Source organism: Pseudomonas sp. (assembly GCF_035277045.1).
Lineage (GTDB): Bacteria > Pseudomonadota > Gammaproteobacteria > Pseudomonadales > Pseudomonadaceae > Aquipseudomonas.
The window spans coordinates 1-11,603 of sequence record NZ_DATELE010000050.1 but is presented as its reverse complement, the minus strand read 5'-3'; the positions used below and the strand labels follow the sequence as shown (position 1 = coordinate 11,603).

10 protein-coding genes and 1 pseudogene are annotated in these 11,603 nt (G+C 65.1%); 4 read left to right on the top strand and 7 right to left on the bottom strand.

Going from position 1 to position 11,603, the window contains the following annotated elements; translation table 11 throughout:
• Positions 1–156 (top strand): annotated as a pseudogene (locus VJS90_RS02540) (EamA/RhaT family transporter); the annotation flags it as partial.
• Here VJS90_RS02540 and VJS90_RS02535 read toward each other — a convergent pair.
• On the bottom strand, positions 107–1,510 hold the full coding sequence (locus VJS90_RS02535) for an MFS transporter (protein ID WP_324118785.1): 1,404 nt from the start codon (positions 1,508–1,510) through the stop codon (positions 107–109). The pseudogene VJS90_RS02540 and the gene VJS90_RS02535 overlap by 50 nt on opposite strands.
• Positions 1,511–1,824: 314 nt before the next feature.
• Between VJS90_RS02535 and quiC the strand changes: the two genes are divergently transcribed.
• The gene (gene quiC / locus VJS90_RS02530) at positions 1,825–3,732 is read left to right on the top strand and encodes a 3-dehydroshikimate dehydratase QuiC (RefSeq protein WP_324118784.1); all 1,908 of its coding nucleotides are present in this window, start codon (positions 1,825–1,827) and stop codon (positions 3,730–3,732) included.
• A 71-nt stretch (positions 3,733–3,803) separates the two neighbouring features.
• Positions 3,804–4,451: a TetR/AcrR family transcriptional regulator gene (locus VJS90_RS02525; protein WP_324118783.1), complete on the top strand. Its 648-nt coding sequence runs from the start codon at positions 3,804–3,806 to the stop codon at positions 4,449–4,451.
• 47 nt (positions 4,452–4,498) lie between these two features.
• Here the strand turns inward: VJS90_RS02525 and VJS90_RS02520 are convergent, their stop codons facing one another.
• From VJS90_RS02520 to VJS90_RS02500, 5 genes are all read right to left on the bottom strand, one after another.
• Positions 4,499–5,344 (bottom strand): shikimate dehydrogenase, encoded by an 846-nt coding sequence (locus tag VJS90_RS02520; RefSeq protein ID WP_324118782.1) that lies wholly within the window; start codon positions 5,342–5,344, stop codon positions 4,499–4,501.
• A gap of 88 nt (positions 5,345–5,432) precedes the next feature.
• The gene (locus VJS90_RS02515; protein WP_324118780.1) at positions 5,433–6,008 is read right to left on the bottom strand and encodes a PqiC family protein; all 576 of its coding nucleotides are present in this window, start codon (positions 6,006–6,008) and stop codon (positions 5,433–5,435) included.
• Positions 6,009–6,023: 15 nt separating this feature from the next.
• Positions 6,024–7,679, bottom strand: coding sequence for an intermembrane transport protein PqiB (locus VJS90_RS02510; protein WP_324118777.1), 1,656 nt, complete (start codon positions 7,677–7,679; stop codon positions 6,024–6,026).
• Positions 7,660–8,304, bottom strand: a complete 645-nt coding sequence (locus tag VJS90_RS02505; RefSeq protein WP_324118775.1) for a paraquat-inducible protein A — start codon at positions 8,302–8,304, stop codon at positions 7,660–7,662. The genes VJS90_RS02510 and VJS90_RS02505 overlap by 20 nt, the downstream gene beginning before the upstream one ends.
• The gene (locus VJS90_RS02500; RefSeq protein WP_324118773.1) at positions 8,301–8,897 is read right to left on the bottom strand and encodes a paraquat-inducible protein A; all 597 of its coding nucleotides are present in this window, start codon (positions 8,895–8,897) and stop codon (positions 8,301–8,303) included. Before VJS90_RS02500 ends, VJS90_RS02505 begins: the two co-directional genes overlap by 4 nt.
• Before the next feature lie 359 nt (positions 8,898–9,256).
• On the opposite strand from VJS90_RS02500, the gene gabP reads away from it, so the two are divergent.
• On the top strand, positions 9,257–10,660 hold the full coding sequence (gene gabP, locus VJS90_RS02495) for a GABA permease (protein ID WP_414704888.1): 1,404 nt from the start codon (positions 9,257–9,259) through the stop codon (positions 10,658–10,660).
• 11 nt (positions 10,661–10,671) lie between these two features.
• Here gabP and VJS90_RS02490 read toward each other — a convergent pair whose 3' ends face one another.
• A complete protein-coding gene (locus VJS90_RS02490; RefSeq protein WP_324118769.1) occupies positions 10,672–11,601 on the bottom strand; it encodes a GlxA family transcriptional regulator in 930 nt (309 codons plus the stop codon).
• Positions 11,602–11,603: the final 2 nt, after the last annotated feature.

The window sequence follows — 11,603 nt, the reverse complement described above, 5'->3', positions numbered from 1 at the left end:
GCGCTGCTGGCGCCGTTCGGCTATTGCCAGATCGTATTCGCCGGGCTGCTCGGGCTGCTGATCTTCACTCAGGTGCCGGACAGCACCAGTCTGGCCGGTATCGCCATCATCTGCCTGAGCGGGCTGGGCGCGGCGTGGATGCAGCGGGGCAAGTAAGGCGGCCCGCGCGTGCAACATCAATCACCGGGCTGGGCAGCGGCCGGGCCTGGGGGTGGCCCAGTTCCTCCATCGCCAGGTGGTGGGTTTCCGGGGCAATGTACGCAGCCAGGGCGCAGATGCAGGTAATCAGGAATGCCAGGCTGCCGATCAACAGCGGGATGTTGTCCGAGCCGGGTGGAGCGAGGGCTGCGAACAGGGCGGGCAGCATGGCGGTGATCATGCTGCCGCTGTTCTGCGCGATGGCCATGGCCGTGACGCGGTAGCGGGTCTGGAACAGCTCGGGATAGAAGCTTGGGAAGACCGCGTTATAACCCTGGTAGGCCAGGCCCCACATGAGGATCGAGGTGAGCACCGCCAGCGGCACGCTGTGGATGCTGATTGCATACAGGTAGACAAAGGCCAGCAGCCCTGAGCCCAGGCAACCGGCGATCATGGTCGGGCGCCGGCCGATCCTGTCGGACAGGTTGCCGACAAAGGGAATCACCAGTACCGCGACGATGTTGCCCACCACCGGTATCCACAGGTACACGCTCTTGTCGAAGCCGATGCCGTAGGCCGGCTGCACGGCATAGGCGGCGCCGAAAATCGTCGCGACCACCGGGATCACGTTCATCAGGGCCATGAACATCACCAGCACCATGCACTTCCAGCTGTGCCGAAAAGCTTCGCCGAGTGGCGACTTGGCGACCTTCTGCTGGTTCTCCTCCTGCACGAAGGCGGGCGTCTCGTGGACCTCGCGACGGATGACGAAGCCTGCCACCAGTACCACGGCACTCATCAGGAACGGCACACGCCATCCCCATTCGTGGAAGGCCTCGCTGGGCATGAAGTACGCCAGCGGCAGGAACACCGCGGCGGCCATCACCTGGCCCGCCTGCACGCCTTGCAGGGTAAAGCTGGCGTAGTAGCCGCGCCGGCCGGCGGGGGCATGTTCCATGATCATCGAGCTGGCGCCGGCGATTTCGCCGGCGACCGCGAAGCCCTGCACCAGGCGCAGGAGCACCAGCAGGGCGGGGGCCAGGATGCCGATGTCCGCGTAGGTCGGCAACAGGCCGACCGCCATGGTCGACAGACCCATCAGGAACATGCAGAGCAGCAACACATTCTTGCGCCCGCGGGTATCACCCCAGTGGCCGAGCACGACGGCGCCGACGGGGCGGGCAAGGTAGCCGACGCCGTAGGTCGCGAGCGAGGCGATGATGGCCATTTTCGGGTCGGTGTTGGGGAAGAAGATCTGCGGGAAGATCAGCGCTGCCGCCTGGGCATAGATGAAGAAGTCGTAGTACTCGAGTGCCGAGCCTATCCATCCGCTGGCGGTTGCTTTCTTGGCTTGGGAGCTGGACGTAGCCATGTGCGGGTACCCGTATTGTTGAATTTATTATGTGGTGACACTGGGCTTGCCGTCGCAGGAACTGCCGAATGACCGGAAATGGGGCAGTAGGCACCGGTCCGTTCGCCTGCAATCGAACGCAATGGTTGCGCATGGCTCAAAACAGGGTCAATTCACAGGGAACACTAATGTTCGATAACCGAACGGAAAACTAACTGTTTCGTACAATTTAATTGGCGGGGGGACTTTACCCGCGAATAATCGATCGTGCCAAGTACTCCAAAGTGTTTCCGTCGCAGGCCCGGTGCCTGCGCCCCAGAACAAGGAACTCCAGCATGCAGCGTTGCATCGCCACCGTGTCCCTCAGCGGGACCCTGCCGGAAAAGCTCGAAGCCATCGCCGCCGCCGGCTTCGATGGGGTCGAGATCTTCGAAAACGACCTGCTGTACTACGCCGGCAGCCCGCGGGACGTGCGCCAGCTGTGCGCGGACCTGGGCATCGCCATTACCTTGTTCCAGCCCTTTCGTGATTTCGAAGGCTGCCCGCGCGACCGGCTGCAGAAGAACCTCGATCGCGCCGAGCGCAAGTTCGACCTGATGCAGGAACTGGGCACCGATCTGGTGCTGGTGTGCAGCAACGTGCAGCCCGATGCGCTGGGCGATGAGCGCGTGCTGGTCGACGATCTGCGGCTGCTGGCCGAGCGCGCCGGCGCCCGTGGCCTGCGCATCGGCTACGAGGCATTGGCCTGGGGCCGGCACGTCAATACCTGGCAGCAGGTCTGGAACCTGGTGCGCCAGGGCGATCACCCGGCGCTCGGCATGGTGCTCGACAGCTTCCATACCTTGTCGCTCAAGGGCGACCCACGCGCCATCGCCGATATCCCAGGCGACAAGATCTTCTTCGTGCAGATGGCCGACGCGCCGATCCTGGCGATGGACGTGCTCGAGTGGAGCCGGCACTTCCGCTGCTTCCCAGGGCAGGGCGAGATGGACATGGCGGGCTTTCTGGCACCGATCCTGCGCAGTGGCTATCGCGGGCCGCTGTCGCTGGAAATCTTCAATGACGGTTTCCGCGCCGCGCCGACCCGGCAGAATGCCGCCGATGGCCTGCGGTCCTTGCTGTACCTCGAGGAAAAGACCCGCCTGCGCCTGGAGCAGGAAAAGCAGGCGGTCGAGCCTGGTGTGCTGTTCAGCCCGCCGCAGGCCGGCAGCTACGACGGCGTGGAGTTTCTCGAATTCGCGGTCGACGAGGCCGTCGGCGCGCGCCTGGGCGGCTGGCTCAAGCGCCTCGGCTTCGCCGAGGCCGGGCAGCACCGCACCAAGGCCGTGAGCCTGCTGCGCCAAGGCGATATCAATATCGTGCTCAATGCCGAGCCCTATTCCTTTGCCCACAACTTCTTCGAGGCCCACGGCCCGTCGCTGTGCGCCACCGCGTTGCGGGTCAAGGACGGGCAGGCCGCGCTACAGCGCGCCACCGGTTACCGGGGCCAGCCCTATCGCGGGCTGGTGGGCCCCAACGAGCGCGAGATCCCCTCCGTGCGCGCCCCCGATGGCAGCCTGATCTACCTGGTTGAGCCCGCGGGCGCCGGGCAGACGATCTATGACACCGATTTCAATCTGGACCCCGCTGTCGAGGCTGGTGGAGGGCTGCAGCGCATCGATCACATGGCCCTGGCGCTGCCCGCCGAGTCCCTTGACAGCTGGGTGCTGTTCTACAAAAGCCTGTTCGATTTCGAGGCCGACGATGAGGTCGTGTTGCCCGACCCCTACGGCCTGGTCAAGAGCCGTGCCCTGCGCAGCCAGTGCAGCTCGGTGCGCCTGCCGCTGAACATCTCGGAAAACCGCAATACCGCCATCGCCCATGCCCTGTCGAGCTATCGCGGCTCGGGGGTGCACCACATCGCCTTTTCCTGCGCGGACATTTTTAGTGAAGTGGCCCGCGCCAAGGAAGCCGGCGTGCCGTTGCTGGAAATTCCCCTGAACTACTACGATGACCTGGCGGCGCGTTTCGAGTTCGACGACGAGTTTCTCAGCGAACTGGCCTATTACAACGTGCTGTACGACCGCGACGCCCAAGGTGGCGAACTGTTCCACGTGTACACCGAGGCCTTCGAGGGGCGGTTTTTCTTCGAGATCATCCAGCGCAAGAAGGGCTACATGGGCTATGGCGCGGCCAACGTGCCGGTGCGCCTGGCGGCGATGGCCAAGGCGCGCAGCGGGGCGGGGCGCAAGGTGGTGTTGTGAGGCGCACGCTTCCCTGCGCCGCCTGGCTCACGGATAATCACTGCATTCCTATAAATAGCCTGTGAGTCGGTATGAGTGTTTCCCTAGAGGGGGCGCGCAAGTCGCGCAAGAACAACCCCGAGAAAACCCGCGAGGACATCCTCCAGGCCGCCATCACCGAGTTCGTCCAGCAAGGGCTGGCCGGTGCCCGGGTGGATGCCATCGCCGAGCGCACCGCCACCTCCAAGCGCATGATCTACTACTACTTCGGCAGCAAGGAGCAGCTCTACGTCGAGGTGCTGGTCAAGCTCTACGGCGATATCCGCCGCACCGAGCACAGCCTTGAGCTGGAGTCGCTGCCGGCGGAGCTGGCGATCCGCCGGCTGGTCGAGTTCACGTTCGACCACCATGACAGCAACGTCGATTTCGTGCGCATCGTCAGCACCGAGAACATTCACTACGGTGAGTTCGTCAAGCAGTCGCCGGTGATCCGCGAGATGAGCAGCCAGGTGCTGGAGGCGCTGGGCAAGGTATTACGGCGTGGCGAGGAAGAGGGCGTGTTCCGCCCTGGCATCGAGGTGCTCGACGTGCACATGCTGATGAGCTCGTTCAGTTTCTACCGCGTGTCTAACCGCCACACCATCAGTGAGATCTTCCAGGTCGAGCTGTCGGACGAAGCGATCAAGGCGCGGCACAAGGAGATGCTGTGCGAGGCGGTGTTGCGCTATATCAAGGCGTAGAGGTCTTGATCCAGCGCACCTCGCCTCATCAACCCTGTGGGAGGGTTTTACCCAAGGCTCGCGAAATGCGCCTGCATCCGCGCCGCATCAGCCACCCGGCCGCTGAACAGCTCGAAGGCCTTCACCGCCTGGAACACCGCCATCGCGCTGCCATCGAGGGTCCGGCAGCCGAGGGCGCGGGCATGGCGTAGAAGCTCGGTCTGCAGCGGGAAATAGATGATCTCGGCGACCCACAGGCCCGCATGCAGCAGGTCCGCCGGCAAGGGCGTGCCGGGCAGCTTGTCCATGCCCACGGGCGTGGTGTTGACCAGGCCGTCGGCGGCCGCGACCTCATGGGCGATGTCCAGCCCGACCCGCGCGCGTCCGGCGCCAAAATGCGCGTTGAGGTTGTCGGCCAGCGCCTGCGCCCGAAGGGCATCGACCTCGAACAAAATCAACTGCTCGACCCCTTCACCTAGCAACGCATGGGCCACGGCCGAACCGGCGCCGCCCGCGCCCAGCTGAACCACCCGGCGTCGCGGCGCATCGGCAAGGCCCCGGCGAAAGCCCTCGGCAAATCCCAGGCAATCGGTGTTGTGGCCCACCCGCTTGCCGTCCTTGAGCACCACGGTGTTCACCGCGCCGATACTGCGGGCCTCGGTCGAGAGCTCATCAAGCAGCGGCAGCACCGCCTGCTTGAACGGGTACGTCACGTTCAACCCGGTAAAGCCAGTGCGTTGCGCGGCGTCCAGCAACTGCGGCAGGGCGCTGTCGTCCACGCCCAGCTGGTCGGCATCGATCAGCCTGTAGAGGTAGCGCAGCGCCTGGGCATCGCCTTCGAATTCGTGCAGCGCCGGTGTGCGTGAGGCCTGGATGCCACGACCGACAAGGCCGGCGAGGATGCGGGGTTTCATCGGGCTCATCCCTTTATTGTTGTCAGAAGCCTCCTATATGTACTATCTGGTTAGTTTTGGTCAATCCCGCTTCTGCGAAGCGGGGCGATTACCGGGCAGCTTCGCTGGGCACGGGGGACGTGGGGCAGGCGGTGCGGCCGCTGACCGCGGCCTGACTGATCAGCAGCGCGAGCCGCCTGACGTTGTCCTGCTGCGCCAGCACCACCTCGTCGATGCTGGGGCCGGCGCGGGTCCGCAAGGTGCTGCGGCACGTCAGCGTGCTGCTGGCATCCCTGGCCCGCAGGCGCCATCGGGCATCCATCAAGGCGTATTGCCCGGGTATCGAGTCGAAGCGCTGGACGTCCAGCCGCAACGACAAGCCCTGGGCAGGCCGGGTATTGCTCAGCTGATCGACCAGGGCACTGCGTAACTCATCGACAAGACTTGCCCCCCACCACTGCGTCTCCAGGATCGCCAACCCGCTGCTGCCCTCGCGGATGACGATCTGCGGGCGGTCGACCTGGGGCGGCACGCTGATGCTTTCGATCTGGATCTCATTGCCTGAAGCCTGGGTGGCCGGGCCAGGCTGGGCCGGGGTCAGGGTGTGGAACTGGATCGGGTCGCCGCGGCAGGCGCCGAGCGCCAGCAGCGCAATGAGCATCGACAACGTCGGCATGCGGATCATGGCAAGGCTCCTGGGTCAGTTGCGGGGCGGCGCCTGCAGGTCGATCGGCTCGGCGTTTTCGGGGCGGCCGCGGATCAGCGACTCGGGGTGGCGGCCCAGGTAGTCCGAGAGCTCACGCAGCGAGCGCGACATGCGGCCCAGCTCGTCGAGGGTGCGCCCGAGCTGCTCGCGTTGCGGCGAGTCTTCAGCCAGGGTCGAGCTGGCCGATCGCAGGGTCTTGCTGACGTCCGAAAGCGTGTTCTGCACACCGGGCAGGGTCTTGGCGTTGAACTGCGCCAGGCCTTTGCGCAGCTCGACCAGGTTGCTGTCCAGGTTGGTGGCGATGCGCTCGATCGGCAGCTTGTTGAGTTTGTCGACCACTGCCTGCAGCTGCTCCTGCAACTGCTCGAGGCTGCCCGGCACGGTAGGAATAGTGAAAGGCCTGGCATCCGGGTCGAAGACCGCTTTCGGGGCCTTGGGGAAGAAGTCCATGGCGATATACAGCTGGCCGGTCAGCAGATTGCCGCTGCGGGCCTGGGCGCGCAGGCCGTTGTCCACGAAGGTCGCGAGCAGACGGCCGGTGGCGGCTTCGTCCGAAGGGTCGTGATTGAGTACCTTGAGCAGCTTCACGTGGGCCTGGCCCAGGCGCTGCGGGTAGATCAGGATGCCGACGTTGACCGGAAAACTGCGGGTGCGTTCGTCGAAGTCCAGGTTGACCGACACCACGCGCCCTATTTCGACACCCAGGAATTCCACTGGCGCGCCCACCTTGAGCCCACGCATGGCCTGGTCGAAGCGCAGCCGCAGGTACTGCGCCTTGCCGGCCGGCGGCGCCAGCGCGCCTTGCTGGTCGGCGAACAGCTCGAAGCGCTGGTTTTCGGTAGCGGCGGTATCCTCGGGGCTGTAGTCCGGGGCGCGGAAGGCAATACCGCCAACCAGCATCGACGACAGCGACTCGGTGCGCACCGCAAAGCCGTTGGCACCTACCTCCACCTCGATGCCGCTGGCGTTCCAGAAGCGCGTGTTCTGGGTGACGAAGGCATCGTTCGGGGCATGGATGAATACCTCGACATCGACCCCGTTGCCGTCGGCGCTCAGCGCGTAGGCGACCACCTGGCCGACCGGGATCTTGCGGTAGTACACCGGTGAGCCGATGTCCAGCGAGCCCAGGTCCTGGGTGTGCAGGAAGAAGTGCTTGCCCGGCTCGCCGTAGGTGATCGGCGGCGGGTTCTCAAGGCCGGTGAAGCGCTTGGCGCGATTCTCGGACTGCCCGATGTCGGCGCCGATGTAATCGCCCGAGAGCAGGGTATCGATGCCTGAAACACCGCCGGCCCCTATCCGCGGGCGCACCACCCAGAACTTGGAGTCCTCGCGGGTAAACCCCTCCGCCTGCTTGTCGAGCTTGACGGTGGCGTTGACGCTGCGCTGGTCTTCGCTCAAGGCCACTTCGATTACGTGTCCGATCACCACATTGCGGTAGCGCACCTCGGTCTTGTTGGCGGCAAGGCCTGCGCCGGTCTTGAAGGTCAGGGTGATGGCCGGGCCTTCCTGCAGCACGTTGTGTATCACCAGCGAGAGGCCGACCAGCACCGCGACGATCGGCACGATCCACACCAGCGAGACGTTGAAGCGGCGCGTGCGTACCTGGGCCTTGCCGGCCGGGGAGGGTTGCTCAGTGGCGACTGGCGGCATCCGCGTGCTCCTCGGCTGGTGGGGCATCCCAGATCAGGCGTGGGTCGAAGCTCATGGCCGACAGCATGGTAAACACCACGACCAGGCCAAAGAACAGGATGCCCACCCTGGGTTCGATATCGCCCAGGGCCTGAAACTTCACCAGGGCGGCCACCAGGGCGACCACCAGCACGTCGAGCATCGACCAGTAGCCGATCAGTTCGACGAAGCGGTACAGCTTCGCGCGTTCCGGTCGGGCCCAGGCGCTCCCGCGTTGCACGGTGATCAACAGCAGCGACAGCACCACGAACTTCAGCCCGGGCACCGCGATGCTGGCGATGAAGATGATCAGCGCGATGTCCCAGGCGCCATGCTCCCAGAATTCCAGCACACCGCTCATGATGGTGCTGTCGGCGCCGCTGCCCAGCATGATGGTGTTCATCACTGGCAGCAGGTTGGCGGGCACATAGAATGCCAGGGCAGCCAGCAGGTAGGCCCAGGTGCGGTTGAGCGCGTCAGGCTTGCGCCGGTGCAGCGGGGCATCGCAACGGGGGCAATGATCGGGCTCCCCGCTCATGTCGCAGGCCAGCCCACAGCTGTGGCACAGGCACAGGCCCAGTTCGCCCGCGGTGGGCGGGCGGGTCACAAGGCCTCCCAGAGGTCGCGCACATCGCGGCCGGCGATGCGGATCAGCAGCAGGCTGAGCGCGGCCAGGGCGAGCAAGCCGATGCCCGGCAGCACATCGAGCATTCCCGCCAGCTTGAACACCGCCACCAGTGCCCCGAGCAGGCACACCTCGAGCATGCTCCACGGCCGCAGGGTTTCCAGCCAGCGCATGCACAGGACAAAGCCCGGCGAGCGCCGCGCGGCGAGGGCGAAGGTCAGGACCCAGATCAGCAGGGCGAGCTGGAAAGCCGGGGCGATGATGATGGAGATGGCCGCGACCATGGCAATGAACGTGATCGGTCCCTGGCTCAGTGCCAGCACCGAATCCCACAGCGTCGCACTGTTTTTCAGGCCTTGCAGGCTGATGCTCATGACCGGATAGAAATTGGCGAACAGCCACAACACCGCCGCGGCGCAGCTCAGTGCCAGGCGCTGCTGCATCGTCAGGCCGCTGTAGCGCTGCAGCACCGCGCCGCAGCGCAGGCACAGGGTTTTCTGGTGCCGCGCGAGCGTGACGCTCTGGTAAACGCAGTCGCAGTGCTCGCAGATGATCAATCGCTCAGGGGTGTCCATGGAGCGCGCTCGACTGGAGACGGGGAAGGCCTCACTGAATATAGAAGTGTGTGGTGAATAGGCAAGTGGGCCCGTGTTGTGTCAGTCCGGGCCTCTTCTCTGGCAAGCCAGCTCCCACAGGTACATCAGCGGCTATCAAGCCTGTGCTGTACCTGTGGGAGCTGGCTTGCCAGCGAAAGGGGCGGCGCCGAACCGGCGGGTGTACTTCAGGCAGGCGCCGCGTCCTTCCCAGTCAACTCCACGGCCCACTCAAGCAACTCCCGCCAGATCCCCGGGACTATGTTGCCTTGGCGCCTGGCTGCCCAGGGCAGCCTTGCGCCGACCCAATAACAAATCCAAAAGCAGGGATCAGGATGACTATGACTACGTCAGGAGGGGCCAGCAATCAGCTGGCACAAGGCTTCAAGCCTCGCCACGTGACCATGCTGTCGATCGCCGGGGTGATCGGCGCCGGGTTGTTCGTCGGCTCCGGCCATGCCATCGCCATGGCCGGCCCGGCCGCCATCGTCGCCTACGCGCTGGCAGGCACGCTGGTGGTGCTGGTCATGCGGATGCTGGGCGAAATGGCGGTCGCCAGCCCCGATACAGGCTCGTTTTCCACCTATGCCGATCGCGCCATCGGCCACTGGGCGGGCTTCACCATCGGCTGGCTCTACTGGTGGTTCTGGGTGCTGGTCATCCCGATCGAGGCCATCGCTGCAGGCGTGGTGCTCAACAACTGGTTCCCGCAGGTGGAACCGTGGCTGTTCGCTCTGTCGATGACAGTATTGCTCACCGCCACCAACCTGTTCAGCGTGGCCAAGTACGGCGAATTCGAGTTCTGGTTCGCCATGCTCAAGGTCATCGCCATCGTCGCCTTCATCGGGCTTGGTCTCGCGGCCTTGCTCGGCGTGCTGCCAGGCCGCCAGGTCAGCGGCCTGCAACAGCTGCTGGGCCTGCATGGCGGCTTCATGCCCAACGGCTGGACGGCAATCATCGGTGCGTTGCTGACCACCATGTTCAGCTATCTGGGCACCGAGGCCGTGACCATCGCCGCTTCCGAGTCCAAGGACCCGGCGCGCAACATCGCCCGCGCCACCCGTTCGGTGATCTGGCGAATCAGCGTGTTCTACCTGCTGTCGATCTTCGTGGTGATCTCGGTGGTGGCCTGGAACGATCCGTTGCTGCCGGTCCAGGGCTCGTTCCAGCGTGCGCTGGAAGTCATGCAGATCCCCTACGCCAAGTTCATGGTGGATCTGGTGGTGCTGGTGGCGGTCGCCAGCTGCCTGAACTCGTCCGTGTACATCTCCTCGCGCATGCTGTTTTCCCTGAGCAAGCGCGGCGATGCGCCGGGTTTCATCCACCGTACCTCGAAAGCCGGCGTGCCACGCGCGGCGGTGATCGCCAGCACGCTGATCGGGATGCTGGCGACTTTGGTCAACTTCTTCGCGCCCGCCCAGGTGTTTTCCTTCCTGCTCGCCAGCTCCGGCTCGATCGCGCTGTTGGTCTACCTGGTGATTGCCTTCTCGCAGCTGCGCATGCGCGCGCTCCTCGAGCGCCAGAACAGCGAGATTGCCTTGCGGATGTGGCTCTACCCGTGGCTGACCTGGGCGGTGATCGTGTTCATCATCTTTGCCCTGGGCGTCATGTTCGTGATGCCGCAGCACCGGCTCGAGGTCAGCCTGACCCTGGCGCTGGCGACGGGGATCCTGTTGCTCGGCGTGCGCAACAGCCGGCGCCACGCGCGCGGCCGGCCACTGGCCGCGGTGGCGCAGACTGGCTGAAGCGCGGGGCATCAGTGTGCCAGCGGCGCCTGTTTGCGCGCCCCGGCCTTGATGCAGCCGTAGCGGATTTCCCGTGAGGGGCTGTGGCCATAGAACGAGGCGTAGCACTTGCTGAAGTGACTGGCCGAAACGAAGCCGCACGCCACCGCGACGTCCAGGATCGGCAGGTCGGAGTACTGCAGCAAGCGTCGGCTTTCGGTAATGCGCAGTTCCAGGTAGTAGCGCACCGGGGTGGTTTGCAGCTGCAGCTGGAACAGGCGCCCGATCTGCCTCTTCGAACGCCCCACGTAGGACGCCAGCTGGTCCTGGCTGAGGGGCTCCTCCAGGTTCGCGCCCATCAGCTTGATCGCTTCGCGCAGCGGCTCGCTGATGTTGGCTTGCACCGTTGGCTGGACCCGGCGATAACGGCTGACCTCGAAGGCAAGGATATTCACCACCGCTTCCACGAGCTCCGGTCCGTGACCCTTGCCGATCCATTCCAGCACCATGTTGAACGCCCCGGCGGGGCTGGCGGCGGTCAGGCGGTTGCGGTCGACCACAAAGCTTTCACTCGACACCTGGCTTGCAGTGGCGATTTCCGCCACCGCGGCCCGGTGCTCGGGGTGCACGGCACAGCGGTAGCCGTCTAGCAGCCCGGCCTGTCCGAGAAACCACGCGCCATTCCACAGCCCCGCCAACGTCACGCCCTTTTTCGCCGCCGCCTGCAGGCAATGGCTCAGCTCGGCATTGGCGCGCAGCGGCGTGCGCAGGCCAGCGCAGACCACCAACAGGTCGAGGGTTTCGAACTGGCCAGGTTCCAGCACGCCGTCGGGGCAGATCACCAGCCCCAGGTCGCTCACCACCGAGGCGCCGGTCACCGTGAAGGTGGTGGTGGCGAACGCGCCCGGCTGGATCAGGTTGGCGGTGACCAGGGTATCCAGCGCCTGGGTGAAGGCGGGCAGGG

Coding starts and splice junctions, on each gene's coding strand:
- VJS90_RS02500 (WP_324118773.1), bottom strand. CDS start 8,897: ATGGACACCCCTGAGCGATTGATCATCTGCGAGCACTGCGACTGCGTT.
- gabP (WP_414704888.1), top strand. CDS start 9,257: ATGACTACGTCAGGAGGGGCCAGCAATCAGCTGGCACAAGGCTTCAAG.
- VJS90_RS02520 (WP_324118782.1), bottom strand. CDS start 5,344: ATGAAACCCCGCATCCTCGCCGGCCTTGTCGGTCGTGGCATCCAGGCC.
- VJS90_RS02525 (WP_324118783.1), top strand. CDS start 3,804: ATGAGTGTTTCCCTAGAGGGGGCGCGCAAGTCGCGCAAGAACAACCCC.
- VJS90_RS02535 (WP_324118785.1), bottom strand. CDS start 1,510: ATGGCTACGTCCAGCTCCCAAGCCAAGAAAGCAACCGCCAGCGGATGG.
- VJS90_RS02515 (WP_324118780.1), bottom strand. CDS start 6,008: ATGATCCGCATGCCGACGTTGTCGATGCTCATTGCGCTGCTGGCGCTC.
- quiC (WP_324118784.1), top strand. CDS start 1,825: ATGCAGCGTTGCATCGCCACCGTGTCCCTCAGCGGGACCCTGCCGGAA.
- VJS90_RS02510 (WP_324118777.1), bottom strand. CDS start 7,679: ATGCCGCCAGTCGCCACTGAGCAACCCTCCCCGGCCGGCAAGGCCCAG.